General features: G+C 70.5%; 15 protein-coding genes and 1 pseudogene. 10 read left to right on the forward strand and 6 right to left on the reverse strand.

Going from position 1 to position 14,789, the window contains the following annotated elements; genetic code table 11:
* Positions 1-5: 5 nt before the first annotated feature.
* Genes sufC through ACU6WZ_RS23335 form a run of 4 tightly spaced genes read left to right on the forward strand, consistent with a single transcriptional unit; the run spans position 6 to position 2,865 of the window.
* Complete coding sequence (gene sufC, locus ACU6WZ_RS23320) at positions 6-770, forward strand: Fe-S cluster assembly ATPase SufC (RefSeq protein WP_447030123.1); 765 nt, start codon at positions 6-8, stop codon at positions 768-770.
* A complete protein-coding gene (locus ACU6WZ_RS23325; RefSeq protein ID WP_447030124.1) occupies positions 767-2,023 on the forward strand; it encodes a cysteine desulfurase in 1,257 nt (418 codons plus the stop codon). The genes sufC and ACU6WZ_RS23325 overlap by 4 nt, the downstream gene beginning before the upstream one ends.
* Positions 2,024-2,035: 12 nt before the next feature.
* A complete protein-coding gene (gene sufU / locus ACU6WZ_RS23330) occupies positions 2,036-2,509 on the forward strand; it encodes a Fe-S cluster assembly sulfur transfer protein SufU (protein ID WP_447030126.1) in 474 nt (157 codons plus the stop codon).
* Complete coding sequence (locus ACU6WZ_RS23335) at positions 2,506-2,865, forward strand: metal-sulfur cluster assembly factor (protein ID WP_447030127.1); 360 nt, start codon at positions 2,506-2,508, stop codon at positions 2,863-2,865. Before sufU ends, ACU6WZ_RS23335 begins: the two co-directional genes overlap by 4 nt.
* Positions 2,866-2,942: 77 nt before the next feature.
* On the opposite strand, the gene ACU6WZ_RS23340 is transcribed toward ACU6WZ_RS23335, so the two are convergent.
* Positions 2,943-3,968: a DUF7847 domain-containing protein gene (locus tag ACU6WZ_RS23340; protein ID WP_447030128.1), complete on the reverse strand. Its 1,026-nt coding sequence runs from the start codon at positions 3,966-3,968 to the stop codon at positions 2,943-2,945.
* A gap of 243 nt (positions 3,969-4,211) precedes the next feature.
* On the opposite strand from ACU6WZ_RS23340, the gene ACU6WZ_RS23345 reads away from it, so the two are divergent.
* Together ACU6WZ_RS23345 and ACU6WZ_RS23350 are read left to right on the forward strand one after the other, a co-directional pair.
* Complete coding sequence (locus ACU6WZ_RS23345; protein ID WP_447030129.1) at positions 4,212-4,532, forward strand: DMT family transporter; 321 nt, start codon at positions 4,212-4,214, stop codon at positions 4,530-4,532.
* Positions 4,532-5,068, forward strand: a complete 537-nt coding sequence (locus ACU6WZ_RS23350; RefSeq protein ID WP_447030131.1) for a TetR/AcrR family transcriptional regulator — start codon at positions 4,532-4,534, stop codon at positions 5,066-5,068. Before ACU6WZ_RS23345 ends, ACU6WZ_RS23350 begins: the two co-directional genes overlap by 1 nt.
* Here the strand turns inward: ACU6WZ_RS23350 and ACU6WZ_RS23355 are convergent.
* Positions 5,058-5,504: pseudogene (locus ACU6WZ_RS23355) on the reverse strand (peroxiredoxin); the annotation flags it as partial. The gene ACU6WZ_RS23350 and the pseudogene ACU6WZ_RS23355 sit on opposite strands and share 11 nt — an antisense overlap.
* A gap of 33 nt (positions 5,505-5,537) precedes the next feature.
* Here ACU6WZ_RS23355 and ACU6WZ_RS23360 point away from each other — a divergent pair.
* Entirely contained in the window at positions 5,538-6,479 is a 942-nt protein-coding gene (locus ACU6WZ_RS23360; RefSeq protein ID WP_447030132.1) for an MFS transporter, read from the forward strand.
* Between the two features lie 153 nt (positions 6,480-6,632).
* Entirely contained in the window at positions 6,633-7,622 is a 990-nt protein-coding gene (dapD, locus tag ACU6WZ_RS23365) for a 2,3,4,5-tetrahydropyridine-2,6-dicarboxylate N-succinyltransferase (protein WP_447030133.1), read from the forward strand.
* A gap of 96 nt (positions 7,623-7,718) precedes the next feature.
* On the opposite strand, the gene ACU6WZ_RS23370 is transcribed toward dapD, so the two are convergent.
* Positions 7,719-9,128: an IS4 family transposase gene (locus ACU6WZ_RS23370; RefSeq protein WP_447029603.1), complete on the reverse strand. Its 1,410-nt coding sequence runs from the start codon at positions 9,126-9,128 to the stop codon at positions 7,719-7,721.
* Between the two features lie 192 nt (positions 9,129-9,320).
* On the opposite strand from ACU6WZ_RS23370, the gene ACU6WZ_RS23375 reads away from it, so the two are divergent.
* Entirely contained in the window at positions 9,321-9,545 is a 225-nt protein-coding gene (locus ACU6WZ_RS23375) for a hypothetical protein (RefSeq protein ID WP_447030134.1), read from the forward strand.
* Here ACU6WZ_RS23375 and dapA read toward each other — a convergent pair.
* From dapA to ACU6WZ_RS23390, 3 genes are all read right to left on the reverse strand, one after another.
* A complete protein-coding gene (gene dapA / locus ACU6WZ_RS23380; protein ID WP_447030135.1) occupies positions 9,530-10,441 on the reverse strand; it encodes a 4-hydroxy-tetrahydrodipicolinate synthase in 912 nt (303 codons plus the stop codon). The genes ACU6WZ_RS23375 and dapA overlap by 16 nt on opposite strands.
* Before the next feature lie 130 nt (positions 10,442-10,571).
* The gene (locus ACU6WZ_RS23385; protein WP_447030136.1) at positions 10,572-11,018 is read right to left on the reverse strand and encodes a GNAT family N-acetyltransferase; all 447 of its coding nucleotides are present in this window, start codon (positions 11,016-11,018) and stop codon (positions 10,572-10,574) included.
* Positions 11,019-11,155: 137 nt separating this feature from the next.
* Positions 11,156-12,988, reverse strand: coding sequence for a DUF8508 domain-containing protein (locus ACU6WZ_RS23390; RefSeq protein ID WP_447030137.1), 1,833 nt, complete (start codon positions 12,986-12,988; stop codon positions 11,156-11,158).
* 217 nt (positions 12,989-13,205) lie between these two features.
* Here ACU6WZ_RS23390 and ACU6WZ_RS23395 point away from each other — a divergent pair, with 217 nt between their 5' ends.
* Entirely contained in the window at positions 13,206-14,678 is a 1,473-nt protein-coding gene (locus tag ACU6WZ_RS23395; RefSeq protein ID WP_447030138.1) for a hypothetical protein, read from the forward strand.
* The last annotated feature ends 111 nt before the right edge of the window (positions 14,679-14,789 follow it).

Here is a 14,789-nt window from a genome sequence, read left to right on the forward strand (position 1 = left end):
CACCCATGGCAACGCTTGAAATCCGCGACCTGCACGTCTCCGTCGAGGCCGACAACGCCACGAAGGAGATCCTCAAGGGCGTCGACCTGACCGTGAAGCAGGGTGAGACCCACGCCATCATGGGCCCCAACGGCTCCGGCAAGTCCACCCTCGCGTACTCGATCGCGGGTCACCCCAAGTACACGATCACCAGCGGCACCGTCACCCTCGACGGCGAGGACGTCCTGGAGATGTCCGTCGACGAGCGCGCCCGCGCCGGCTTGTTCCTCGCGATGCAGTACCCGGTCGAGGTCCCCGGCGTCTCGGTCTCCAACTTCCTGCGTACGTCGGCGACGGCCATCCGCGGCGAGGCCCCCAAGCTGCGTACCTGGGTGAAGGAGGTCAAGACGGCCATGGAGACCCTCCAGATGGACCCGGCGTTCGCCGAGCGCAACGTCAACGAAGGCTTCTCCGGCGGTGAGAAGAAGCGCCACGAGATCCTCCAGCTGGAGCTCCTCAAGCCGAAGATCGCGATCCTGGACGAGACCGACTCCGGCCTCGACGTCGACGCCCTGCGCCAGGTCTCCGACGGCGTCAACCGCGTCCGCGACACCGGCGAGGTCGGCACGCTGCTGATCACGCACTACACGCGCATCCTGCGCTACATCAAGCCGGACTTCGTGCATGTCTTCGCCAAGGGCAGGATCGTCGCGTCCGGCGGCCCGGAGCTCGCCGACAAGCTTGAGGCCGAGGGCTACGAGGAGTACACGAAGGGTGGCGCAACCGCGTGACACAGCTGCCAGGCCTCCTGGACACTGAGGCGATCCGCAAGGACTTCCCGATCCTCGACCGGGTGCTCCACGACGGCAAGAAGCTCGTCTACCTGGACTCCGCTGCGACCTCGCAGACCCCGCGCCAGGTGATCGACACCCTCAGCGAGTACTACGAACAGCACAACGCGAACGTTCACCGCGGAGTGCACGTACTCGCCGAGGAGGCCACGGCACTGTACGAGGGCGCCCGCGACAAGGTCGCCGCCTTCATCAACGCGCCGAGCCGCAACGAGGTGATCTTCACCAAGAACGCCTCGGAGTCGCTCAACCTGGTCGCCAACATGCTGGGCTGGGCCGACGAGCCCTACCGCGTGGACGGCGACACCGAAGTCGTCATCACGGAGATGGAGCACCACTCCAACATCGTCCCGTGGCAGCTGCTCGCGCAGCGCACCGGCACGAAGCTGAAGTGGTTCGGCCTGACCGACGACGGCCGGCTCGACCTGTCCAACATCGACGAGATCATCACCGAGAAGACGAAGATCGTCTCCTTCACGCTGGTCTCGAACCTGTTGGGTACCGTCAACCCGGTCGAGGCGATCGTCCGCCGCGCCCAGGATGTCGGCGCCCTGGTCTGCGTCGACGCCTCGCAGGCCGCCCCGCACATGGTGCTGGACGTGCAGGCGCTGGGCGCCGACTTCGTGGCCTTCACCGGCCACAAGATGTGCGGCCCGACCGGCATCGGCGTGCTGTGGGGACGGCAGGAACTCCTGGAGGACCTGCCGCCCTTCCTCGGCGGCGGCGAGATGATCGAGACCGTGTCGATGAGCTCGTCGACGTACGCCCCGGCGCCGCACAAGTTCGAGGCGGGTACGCCCCCGATCGCCCAGGCCGTCGGCCTCGGTGCGGCCGTGGACTACCTCACCGCGATCGGCATGGAGAACGTCGCCGCGCACGAGCACGCCATCACGCAGTACGCCGTGAAGCGTCTCCAGCAGATCCCCGACCTGCGGATCATCGGTCCCGTAACGGCCGAGGACCGCGGCGCCGCGATCTCCTTCACGCTCGGCGACATCCACCCGCACGACGTGGGCCAGGTCCTCGACGAGCTGGGCATCGCGGTTCGCGTCGGCCACCACTGCGCACGGCCCGTCTGCCTGCGGTACGGAATTCCTGCGACCACGCGAGCGTCGTTCTATCTGTACTCCACGCCGGACGAGGTCGATGCCCTGGTCGACGGGCTGGAGCACGTCCGGAACTTCTTCGGTTAAGGGCTGGGGATCGTGAAGCTGGATTCGATGTACCAGGAAGTCATCCTGGACCACTACAAGCACCCCCACGGGCGCGGCCTGCGGGACGGCGACGCCGAGGTGCACCACGTCAACCCGACGTGCGGAGACGAGATCACGCTCCGCGTGAGGTACGAAGGCGAGACCGTCGCCGACGTCTCGTACGAGGGCCAGGGCTGCTCCATCAGCCAGGCCAGCGCCTCCGTGCTGAACGAGCTGCTGGTCGGCAAGGAGCTGGCCGACGCGAACAAGATCCAGGCGACCTTCCTGGAGCTGATGCAGTCCAAGGGCCAGCTGGAGCCGGACGACGCGATGGAGGAGGTACTGGAGGACGCTGTCGCGTTCGCCGGTGTCTCGAAGTACCCCGCGCGAGTGAAGTGTGCTCTGCTGAGCTGGATGGCATGGAAGGACGCGACGGCCCAGGCGATGGGTGAAGACCGCGACAAGGCTGTGAGGAAGACCGCATGAGCGAGAACGCTGTGACACCCACCGAGACCGAAGCCGTGACGATGAAGCCGGCCTCCGAGGAGGAGGTCCGCGAGGCGCTGTACGACGTGGTCGACCCCGAGCTGGGCATCGACGTCGTCAACCTGGGCCTGATCTACGGCGTGCACGTGGACGAGTCGAACGTCGCCACCCTCGACATGACCCTGACGTCCGCGGCCTGCCCGCTGACCGATGTCATCGAGGACCAGGCGAAGTCGGCGACCGAGGGCATCGTCAGCGAGCTGAAGATCAACTGGGTCTGGATGCCGCCGTGGGGGCCGGACAAGATCACCGATGACGGGCGTGAGCAGCTGCGCGCGCTCGGCTTCAACGTCTGAGCCCGGCGAGACCGTGCGAAGGGGGCTCCCGGCCGTGCCGGGGGCCCCTTCGCCGTATGCCGATGTCGTACGCCGTGTCAGTGCGGGGCTGCCGCCGATGCCGCCGCCTCGGCGAGGGCCGGTGCCAGGTTCTCCCTGCGGATGCGCTGGTCGACGTAGAGCAGGCCGGTCACCAGCTGCGGGAAGGTGGTGGCGATGACGTGGCTGATGATGCTGCCCACCAGGACGAACGAGAGGTACGAACCCATAGCGGCAAGCGTCTCGCCCGCGCCCGCCTCGGGGTCGAGATCGGTCAGATCGGGCATGCTCGTCAGCATGCCGATGACGGTCAGCGGCAACTGTATGAAGTAGCTCGCGACCGACGCGATCACGTAGCCGAGAAGGCTGACGCCGAAGATCCGCCACCACGAGCCCCGCACCAGCAGCGCCGAGCGGCGCAGCGCGGCGACGGGCCGCTGCGATTCGAAGACCACGACGGCCGGCGCCAGGCTGTACCGCACCCAGAGCCAGACGCCCGCGGGCATCAGCGTGAGCGTCAAGGCGATGCCGAGTACAGCCCAGCCACCGCTGAGGTCGTCGGAGACGAGCGAGACCATCGCGGCGACATAGCTCGCGACGAAGAGCCCCGCGACGAGCGTCAGGGCGAGCCCCGGCAGCAGCAACGCGCCGATCACCGCGGGCACCCGGCTCCTGGTGCGGCGCCACACCGCGCCGATGGAGCTGCGACGGCCGAGCACCGCGTCCTGCAGGATGGCGGGGCAGCAGGCCTGGATGGTCGCGGTGGCGACGATCATCACCAGCATGGCGACGATCCACACCGCGGCGAAGGCGATGACCAGGGACGTCACGGTTTCGGTGTCGATCCGGTCGTCGTAGGGTCCAGAGTCGAAGACTCTGTCGACGCTGTCCTGGGTGGCTCCGTACGCGACCGCCAGGGCCGCGGCCACCACCGCGAACGCGGCGGCGCACACGAGCACGGATATGCCGAACAACTGCTTCCAGTGCCGGCCCATCGCGCTGAAGGCACCGCCAAGGATGTCCCCGACGACCAGCGGGGCGAGTGGTATCACGCCGGGCTTGGGCGGCGGGGGCTGAGGCGGCATCCAGCCGCCGCCCCAGCCGGGGGGTGGGGGCCCGGTGTGCTGCCCCGCGTACGGCCCGCCCCCGTGGGGACCGTTCCATCCCGAATCGTGCGCCACTGTCTCTCCCGTCGGATTTCACTGACCATGTCACTGCCCATTTCACTGCCCTGACCAGGCGCTACACCGTATCGGGCGGCTGGGGTCGTGCGAAACGGCGAAAGGTCATGTGTACATACGTACGCAACGATCTGTACGCTCGTACGCATGCCCTACGTACTGCTGGCCGCGGCCATCGCGGCGGAGGTGGCCGGGACCACGGCCATGAAGTACAGCGACGGATTCAGCAAGCTGTGGCCCTCGATCGGCACGGCCGCCGGCTACCTCCTCGCCTTCACCCTGCTCGCGCAGACCCTGAAGACCATGTCGGTCGGCACCGCCTACGCGATCTGGGCCGGCGCCGGAACGGCCGCGGTCGCGGCCATCGGCATGCTCTTCCTCGGGGAATCGGCGAACGCGGTCAAGCTCGCGGGCATCGCCCTGGTCATCGGCGGAGTCGTCGTGCTCAACCTGGGCGGCGCGCACTGATGGCCCGCCGCTACGACCCCGGGCGCCGCCGGCGCATCATCGACGCGGCGATACGGGTCGTCGGGAGCAAGGGCCTCGCGGGGCTGAGCCACCGGTCGGCCGCCGCCGAGGCGGATGTGCCGCTCGGCTCGACGACGTACCACTTCAAGACCCTCGACGAGCTGATGGTCGCCGCGCTCCGGCAGGCCAATGAGGGCTTCGCCAAGGCGGTCAGCGCCCGCGGCGCCTTCGACGACCCCCGCGTCGACCTCGCGGACGAACTCGCGCGGTTGCTGGGGGAGTGGCTGTCGGGCGACCGTACCGGGGTGGAGCTGGAGTACGAGCTGTACCTGGCCGCCCTGCGCCGCCCCGCCCTGCGCCCCGTCGCCGCCGAATGGTGCGCCGGCGTGGCCGACCAGCTGACCGCGCGCACCGATGCGGTGACCGCGCGGGCCCTGGTGGCCCTGATGGACGGCATCTGCCTCCAGGTGCTCCTGACCGCCGCGGACTACGACGAGGCGTACGCCCGCGAGATGCTGTCCCGGATCATCGGCTGAGCCGCTCGACGGCGGCGAGCGCCGCACCGACGCTCCCGGCGATGTCCGTGACCGGGTAGAACACCTCACGGATCGTGCGGTCCCGCTCCACCACCAGCGTCAGCCTCTTCAGCCGGCTCATGCCCGCCGCCCGAAACGTCGGCAGGCGCAGCGCGGCCGCAAGCGTCAGGTCCGCGTCCGACAGCAGCGGAAATCGCAGCCCTTCCCTGTCGGCGAACGCACGCTGCTCGTCGGGACGCTGGACGGAGACCCCGTGCACGGTCGCGCCTGCCGCCGTGAACTCGGCCAGCCGGTCGCGGTAGGTGCAGGATTCGAGAGTGCAGCCGGTGGCGCCGGGGATCGCGGCCCAGCCCGGCGGGTAGGCGTCGGCTCGGGAGTAGGCACTGGGGAAGCAGTACAGGACGGTGTACGGGGTGCCGGCGGCGACGGGGTCGCGCAAGGCGTTGACTCCGCGCTCGTCGCGGTCTGCGTGGCGGACGGCTCGCGCCGCCAGGGCTTCGCCGTGATGCGGGCCGCGGGGAACGCGGGCTTCGCGGTGGGCGGGCCGCTGGGGGCGCTGGTCGCGGCGGAGTTCTCGTGCACGGTGATCTTTGTCGCCGACGGCGTCGTCACGCTCCTGTTCGCCCTGTACGTGGCAAGGGTGGTACCCGGGGGTGTGGTCCTGGGCAAGCCCGCGCCGGGAGGGGCCGCAGCCGGTGAACCGCCCCGGCGGACCGGCGTGTGGCGTGAGCTGCGGGCGCGGCCCGCGGTCCTGGCGCTGCTCGTGTCGATCTTCTTCGCGGACATCGTGTACCGGCAGATGTACTCCACCGTCCCCGTCTTCCTCGGCGACCACGGTGTGAACCCGCTCGTCTACGGCTGGCTGCTCGCCATCAACGGCGAATTGATCCTGTGCCTCGAACTCCCGGCCACCCTCGCCCTGCGCCGCCGCCCGCCGCTCGCCGTCGTCGGGCTGGGTCTGGTGCTGGTCGGGCTGGGCTACGGGGCGTTGACGTTCGGCGCGTCGGTCGCGGTGGCCGTCGCCATGGCGTTGCTGCTGAGTGCGGGCGAGATTCTTTACAAGACTCCGGCCACCGCGTACGTCGCGGACGAGGCGCCGGATCATGTGCAGGGCCGGTTCCAGAGCCTGTACTCGGGTGTCTCCGTCAGCGGCTTCGTCCTCGGGCCGCCGCTGGGAGGCGCGCTGTACGAGGCGGCGCCCGGGCTGTTGTGGCCGCTGTCCGCGGCGGTGGCGGTGGTGGCGGGCGGGGTGGTGCTGGGCGCGGGGCGCCTCTGTCGCGTCGGAGGTGGGGCGGCTTCTCCCCGGCCCACTTGCCCGCCCCTCCCCACTACCGGGGCTCTGCCCCGGACCCCGGTCCTCAAGCTCCCCCATGGCCCGAAGGGCATGGGAGGGACCCCCTCGACGGGCTGAATGCGGGCGGCGCGTTGGGCGGGTGCTGGGCTGCGGGAAAGGAGCCTGGATGTGATGCGCGGGCGCGGGGCGGGGGCGTCGGCGCAGGTGGTGGGAGGACCGGTATGCGGGATCGGTTGGCCTCGGTGCGGTGGGGGCGGTTAGCGTTCGGGCATGACCGATACGACAGCCACTCGCACCACCGGCGCAGCCGCCGCCGGCCTTGCCACTCTCGCCGCCGACGGCACCGTCCTCGACACCTGGTTCCCCGCCCCCGAGCTCGTCGCCGAGCCCGGCCCCGCCGGCACCGAGCGCCTGACCCCCGAGCGCGCCGCCGAGCTGCTCGGCGCCTCCGCGCCCAAGGCCGTCGGCCCCGACGCCCGACGGGGCGTGGAGATCGTCGCCGTCCGTACGGTCATCGCCTCGCTCGACGACAAGCCGCTGGACGCCCACGACGCGTACCTGCGTCTGCACCTGCTCAGCCACCGCCTGGTGCGGCCGCACGGCCAGAACCTGGACGGTGTCTTCGGGCTGCTCGCCAACGTCGCCTGGACCTCGCTCGGCCCTGTCGCCGTCGACCAGCTGGAGACGGCACGGCTGAACGCGCGGGCAGAGGGTCTGCACCTCCAGGTCACCTCGGTCGACAAGTTCCCGCGGATGACGGACTACGTCGCGCCCAAGGGCGTTCGTATCGCCGACGCCGACCGGGTCCGCCTCGGCGCGCACCTCGCCGAGGGCACCACCGTCATGCACGAGGGCTTCGTCAACTTCAACGCCGGCACCCTCGGGACCTCCATGGTCGAGGGCCGCATCTCGGCCGGTGTCGTCGTCGGCAACGGCTCCGACATCGGTGGCGGCGCGTCCACCATGGGCACCCTCTCCGGCGGCGGCAACGTGCGCATCACCATCGGTGAGCGCTGCCTGGTCGGCGCCGAGGCCGGCGTCGGCATCGCGCTCGGCGACGAGTGCGTCGTCGAGGCCGGCCTGTACGTGACGGCGGGCACCCGCGTCACGATGCCCGATGGGCAGATCGTCAAGGCCCGCGAGCTGTCCGGTGCGAGCAACATCCTCTTCCGCCGGAACTCGGTGACCGGCACTGTCGAGGCCCGCCCGAACAACGCGGTCTGGGGCGGCCTGAACGACGTACTGCACAGCCACAACTGACCCTGAGCGATCCTCCCGGGCCGTGCGCCGCAGATCGGTCCGGGAGGGTGCTCGACTCGTGCCGTGGGCGTCAGTTGCACCCCAACACCGTTGCGTTTACCTCCGTGAGCGGTTCGCAAGCCCGTGTTCGAAGAACGTGACGGTGGTGTGGACGGTGTAGTGCTGGCTGGTCGTGGGGTGTTGTCCGGCGTTCGGTCCGTACTTGCTGGTGGGGTTCTTGCGGGTGCGGGCCTTGACGCGGTGTCGGTGGCGGGCGGGGTGAAGAGCGTCGAGGACGGCCCGGCCGATGGGGCCGATGAGCTCGGCGGGACCCGCCGGGGGCAGGATTGCGGTCGCGGTGGTGACGGTGTCGGCGGCGGTGGTCTGCAGGACGGTGAAGCTGATGCGGTCCATGTCCAGGCCGGGCCGGGTGCAGGCGGTGTCGGCGGCGGCGCGGATCAGTGCCTGGTAGGTGGTGAGCAGGGCGTATACCTCCTGGTCGAGGCCGGTCAGGCTGCGGGAGCGCAGGACACGGCCGTCCAGCATGGTGGCCTTGATCGAGAAATACGTCGTCTCCGACTGCCACCGCTCGTGGTAGAGATCCACGAGCCCGGCGGCTGGGTGGGCGGCCGGGTCGAGGAGGCTGGTGAGCAGGCGCCATTGCTCGGTGCGGACGGTGCCATCGGCCAGGGTCACGGTGACGGACGCCTCGATGACGCGGACGGTCAGCAGGACGGGCAGGACACCGTAGCCGATCCGGGCCAGGTAGGAGCCGTCACCCAGGTGCCGGAAGGGGGTGGGTATCCGGCGGGCGGAGGAGCGCACCAGGAACTGGGCGTCGGTGGCCTGGACGTCCCGGACGAACTCGTTCGCATCGAAGCCGGCATCGGCCAGCAGGAGCATCGTGCGGTCCAGCATGCTCAGCAGGCGTCCTGCATAGGTGAGTTCGCCGTCACTCTCGGGGCCGAACGCAGCGGCCAGCACGGCACGGGTGCCGCACTCGACCAGGACCACGAGTCGCAGCAGCGGGTAGCCGAACTCCACACTCTCGCCCGCTCGTTTGGGATAGCGCCAGGTGAGCGCCTCCTCATCCGGTACGTGCAGCAAGGTGCCGTCCACGGCCACGGTCCGAAGCCCTCGATAGAACGAACCGGCCTGCCCGAGATGGGCGACGGGTCCGGCGAGAACCTCGAACAGCCGCCGCAGCGGCGCCGCCCCTATCCGCCGCCGGGCCCTGGACAGCGAGGAGACCGCCGGACGCACCAACGGCAGTCCCTCCAGCCCCGCCGTCAGCTTGCCCCACACACCCCGATAGGAACAGTCCTCGAACAGAGCCAGCGCGAGGACGAAGTAGACCACGACCCGGGACGGCAGCAGCCGCAGTCGCCTCTCCCGTGACCCGGTCTCCTCAATCACCGCGTCCACCAGCACGAAGTCCACGATCTGGGTCAACTCGCCCAAGTGACCCGGCGCGTACACACCCCCGGCCGCCTCGACCGTACGCGTGATGACAGACTTCTCCTGCAACGGGACTCCCGATGATCTTCTTGCTCGACACAAGCTGATCTATCAGGACGTCCCGTTGCGCCATTCCCCAGGGCTTGACCTGCGACTCTAGACGTGAGTTGCACCCTGACGGATGATCTTGCATGACCTCCGCGCCATTCGGTCGATAAGCAGGTCGGCACATCGGACGATGAATCAGGATGAGCTCACGGAATGCTGGCACGGCGGACGCGGGCGACGGCCCGATGGCTGACTGGATGTAGTGCGGTTCTGGTGGCGGTGGGGCTGCCCGCAGGGGCGGCGTACGCCGACGAGACGCACAGCAACTCGCACAACGCGCCGCGCGTCTCGCTCATCTCCACCGGTCAGATCGACGACCCGTTGGAGGACGTGCTGGAGCACGCGGCGATCCTCGGCAGGACCTACGTCTTTGACTGAGTCAGTTCCTCGTACGCCGCCAGCAGCCCGTCTGCGGTGGTCCGGTCGGCAGGCTGCAACGGGTCCCTGACCCCTCCGGCCGGCCGGCCGAGAGCGGCCAGCAGGGCCTTGGCGGTCACCGTGCCAGGAAGCCCCGAGGCCATCATCAGCGTGACGAGTGGGACCGTCCGCCCGTGGGCGAGCGCGGCGGCGGTCGTCTCTCCTGCGTCGTAGGCGTCCAGGGCCGCGCGCATGGCCCGGGGTGCGGCGTTGGCGACCGTGCTCACGTACCCCGCGCCGCCCAGGGCGTAGAGCGGGAGGTTGAGCTCCTCGCAGCCGGAGTAGTAGGCGAGCGAGGTCCCGGCGATGACGGTGGCGCTGCCCAGCAGGTCGTACGCGCAGTCCTTGACCGCGACGACACGAGGGTGCTCCGCGAGCCGCAGCATCGTCGCGGTCTCGATGCGGGTGCCGGTGCGGGCGGGGATGTCGTACAGCATCAGCGGAACGCCGACCGCGTCCGCGACCCGGCGGAAGTGGGCCTCCACGGCGGCCTGCGGCGGCCGGCTGTAGTACGGCGTGACCACCAGCAGGCCGGCCGCGCCCGAGCGCTCGGCCGCCTGAGCCAGCTCGACGGTGTGCCGGGTGTCGGCGCTGCCCACCCCCGCCAGTACGGCAGCCCGGTCCCCGACCGCCTCGCACACGGCGCGTATGAGCGCACTCTTCTCGGCGTCGGTGGTGGTCGGAGACTCGCCGGTGGTGCCGTTGAGTACGAGACCGTCGCAGCCTCCCTGGCCCACCAGGCGGTCGGCGAGCCGCTGGGCGCCGTCCAGGTCGAGCCCGCCATCGGGGGTGAAGGGTGTGACCATCGCGCAGAGGGCCCGGCCGAAGGGGCGGGGTGCTGGGGGTGCTGGGTTCATACGGGCAGTGTCGGCGGGGCGGACGCTTAAGGTCTACTTAGATTGTCTTGCGGTGACTGACAAGCAAAGCTGAACAATGGGGCCATTTCCCGTCCGGCACGACCGACGTCCTCGACGGTCCCGCCGGCGGTCACACGTTGCGCTTGAAACCGTCGTGGCTGCGCGTGAATCCGAGCGAGGCGTAGAAGCGGTGCGCGTCGGTGCGGCGCTTGTTGCTGTTCAGCTGCACCAGCGCGCAGCCGCGCTCACGGGCCCGCTCGACGGCCCGCTCGATCAGCTCCCGCCCGAGCCCGGCGCCCCGCCGGTCCGCCCTGACCCGTACCGCCTCAAGCAGAGCCCGCTCGGCTCCGCCCCTGCCGAGTCCCGGGATGTACGTCGCCTGAAGGCACCCCAGCACCACGCCGGCGTCGTCCGTGAGGACCAGCATCTCGTTGCGGCCGTCGCCGACGATCGCGGCGAAGGCCCGCTCGTGCGCCGGTTCGACGATGGCCGACGCCGGGTCGACGGTCTGATCCTCGTCGGCGAGGAGGGCGAGGATCGCGGGCAGGTCCGGGCGGGTGGCGGGGCGAAGGATCATGGTCGGATTCTCGCAGTGTCAGTGCCAGTGCCAGTGCCATCGGCGGCGGCGGCCCCAGCGCCAGCGGCGACGTGCGGCGCTGCTCGCCCGCGCTCGGCCTGAGCGCGGGCGAGCAGCCCTCGGCCGTACCGCCGGTACTACGGGCGGAAGCGGAGCACCTGCGGGTCGTGGTCGCTGTTCTGCTCGGCGAACTCGGCGTTGATGTGCACGCTGTCGTAAGCGAACCGGCCGATCGACGGGCTCGTCAGAATCTGGTCCAAGACCTGGCTGTTGCCCTGGAAGACGTACGAGTAACGCTCCGACCGGGGCAGCGACTTGATGGCCGGGTACAGCGCGCGGTCCGCCGTCAGGGCCTGTGTCGTGGCCGAGAACTCGAAGTCGTTGATGTCGCCGACGACCAGCACGTCCGCGTTGCGCTCCGCGGCGAGGACGCCCTTGACGAACGCGTTGACCGACTTGGCCTGCTCCAGACGCCGCGCCTCGGACTTGCGCACCGGCGGCTGGTGGTGCGAGGCCAGGGACTCGTCGCCGCCCTTCGAACCGAAGTGGTTGGCGATCACGAAGACCGTGCGCCCGCGGAAGGTGAACTCCCCGGCCAGCGGCTTGCGGCTGTTCTCCCAGGCCGCGTTCGCGGGGTCTATGCGGCCCGGCGAACGGGTCAGGGCCGCGCGGCCCTTGTCCCGTACGACATCGGTCGCGGTCGTCGCGTCGCCGCCGGCGCGGTCGGTGAAGGAGACCCGCTCGGGGTTGAAGAGGAAGACCTGGCGGATGTTGCCGCCCGGCTCCCCGCCGTCCTTGTTGTTGACCGGGTCGATCGTGCGCCAGTCGTACGACGGGCCGCCGGCCGCCACGACGGCGGCCGTGAACTTCTTCAGCGTCTCCTCGGCGGAGACCGTGCCGTCGTTCTTCGCACCGCTGTTGTCCTGGATCTCCTCCAGGGCGAGGATGTCGGGCGAGGCGAGGTTGTCCACCACCGCGGCCGCCAGGGCGTCGAACTTGGTCTGCGGGTCGGACGGGTCCAGGTTCTCCACGTTGTACGTCGCCACCGACAGCTCGCCGTCGCGCTGCGGGCGGGTCGACTCGCGCTCCAGGCCGCGGTCCATGATCGAGCCGAGAGTGCGGGCGGTCAGGGTGTAGCCGCCGAACTGGTTGAAGTCCAGGGGGCCTTCGGTCGTACCCGACAGCACGTCGCCGACGTTCGCCTTGGGGAACGGCTGCTGCGAGATCGGGGCGAGCTGCTGGATCTGGAGCCGGCCGGTGTTCTGCGAGGTGTACGAGCCATAGACCGTGCCGCCGCGCCGGTTGTCGTTCTCGTGCGGCTTCACCGAAACCCACAGCTCGGAGTACGGGTCGGTGGCGCCGACCACCCGCGAGGTGCCGATCCGGATGTTGCTGCCCTCCAGCGACTCGTAGAAGTCCAGGGCGTACTCGCGGGGCTTCAGCGGCAGCGCGTTGACGCTGCCCTCCGCCGCCGGGTCACCCTCGGGGGCGTACCGCGAGGGGACCGACTTCGCGGAGACGGTCACCGGCGCGGGCAGCGGGTTCCCCGCGGAGACCACGGTCACGACCGGCTTGGAGAGCTGGGTGACCGACTGGTTGCCGGACGACGTACCGCCCGGGATGTACTCGCCGACCGTCCCGGACACCAGGACGTCGTCGCCCACGGCCACGGTCGGCGCGGAGCCGGTGAAGACGAAGATGCCTTCGCTGGTGGCGTCGTCGCCGTCGGCCCGCGGGTCCTGGAACCAGAAGCCCTTCGAGCCGTACGTCCGCACACCCGTGACGATCCCCGACACGTCGGTGACCTGCTGTCCGGCGAGCGGGGATATGCGGGTGGTGCCCTGGATGTCGTGGATCCGTATCTCCGCGGCGGAAGCGGAGGTCGAGCCGGCCAGCAGACCGCCGGCCAGTGCGGCGGCCACGACGGCCGCGACGGCGGCTGATCTGGGGAGGGAGGAACGGGCAGTCATCACGTGGCTCCGAGTGCGAGGGTGAGGGGTGGGAAGCGAGGGGTGGAAAACACAGTTCTACGCGCGTCAATCTCTTGCGTGGGCAGGGGAGTTGTCAAGGTGCCCCAGGTGTCCGCCGGGGATACGGATTCTGACGGGTACATGAACCAGGTGGCATGAGGGCAAATGCGTCTACGCTGGGGGCCGCCCGACCCGCATGCCCGAGGAGAACCCCCAGATGTCCGGTGACCGCCCCACTCTGCCGCCGGTGCGGCTCCACTCCGACGCCGAGTTGGCGCGGCAGGCGCTGACCGCACCGCTGCTCGCGCGAGCCGCGCGGCTCGCCCGGTGGGCGGGGCCCGCAACGCGGGTCGGCGTGGGCGGCGAACTCGTCGACGAGCAGCTGGCCGAGGCCGCCGAGCACCTCGGGCTCGCCGCCGACGAGGACGGCGCGGCGGACGCGAGCGAGGCCTGGCGCATCGCCGTCGACGCGGGGCTGGTCGACCTCGCGGGCGACGACCAAGAGGACGACGGCTCGGACGGCAAGGAGAACGACGCTTGGGTCGGCGATGGCACGGTGACGGCCGGCGAGAACCTGGCCGTGCTCACCTCGGGAAGCCCCCAGGAGATCCTAGCCATCTGGCTCGACGCCTTCGACGCCGTCTTCGCTGACGCCACGGCGCCGGTCCTGGACGACCTCGCGGAGGTCGTCGGCGAGGACGGGCGGATCGACTTCGAGGCGCTGGACTGGGACCCGGAGGCGGAGGCCGAGTTCCTGGAGGGCGTACTCGGCAATCTCTACCTGCTGACCGTCGCCGAGGCAGTGGCACAGGGGCCGGTGCCGCTGCCGGCTCTCGCAGCCTCCATGATCGTGCCCGACGGCATGGGGGAGCCCACCGACGACGTACTGGAGCAGGTGTCGGACGCGATGATGCGGCTCGACGACCAGTTCCGGGTGCTGGAGCCGATCGGGCTCGTCGCCTACCAGCCGGTCGACGAGGCGTTGATGGCGGAGGAGGGCACCGAGCCGCAGCCGCCCGTCGACGACGAGGACGTCTCGCGGTACGGCATGGTGGGGCTGACCCCGCTCGGTCTGTACGGCGTCCGGGCCCGCATGCTCGAAGCCGGTGTCGACGCGCCCGCGGTCGGTGACCTCGCGGACCGGGGCGCTCAGGCGCTCCTCGACGGCATCGCCTACTTCCCCGAGGTGTCGGCCGGAACCGAGACGCAGCTGTGGCTCGCGCGCCGCGAACCGGCCGTGGCCGCCGAGGAGTTGCTGGCCGCAGCCCGTGGCACCGACCGGGGCGCGCCGCTGCGCCGGCTCCGCAGCCAGCAGGCGCTGTCGCTGGTCGGCCCGGAGGCGGAGGCCGCGGTGCGCGAGGTGCTCGGCGATGCGGAGCTCGGTGGCCTGGCCCGGGTCTGGCTCGCCGAGGCGGGCGCGGCCGACGTGCCGCCGCCGCCCGAGTCGATGATCTTCTGGCTCGCGATCGACACCATCGCTGCGCAGCTGGACGCGGACGGTGAACCGGACGAACTCCAGGGGCTCATCGCGGGGCTCACCGGCCGGCACGGCGGCTTCTTCGACGCGGCCTGGCGGGTGGATCACCCGGCCACGGCCGACGTACTCGAGGCGATGGGGCGCCTGCACCCGGACAAGAGATCGGCGAAGGATGCCCGCAAGGCGGCGTTCAAGGCGCGGTCGCGCGGCTGAGCGCGGCTTCCGGGTTCGGCACCCGAGGAGACGGCCCGTCACGCTCCGACCCCCTGGCGGGGGCCATTCCCCACCCCGCCCCTTCCCGCAGTGACATTGTGCGGCTCCGCC

The sequence above is a fragment of the Streptomyces hypolithicus genome, from assembly GCF_052934925.1.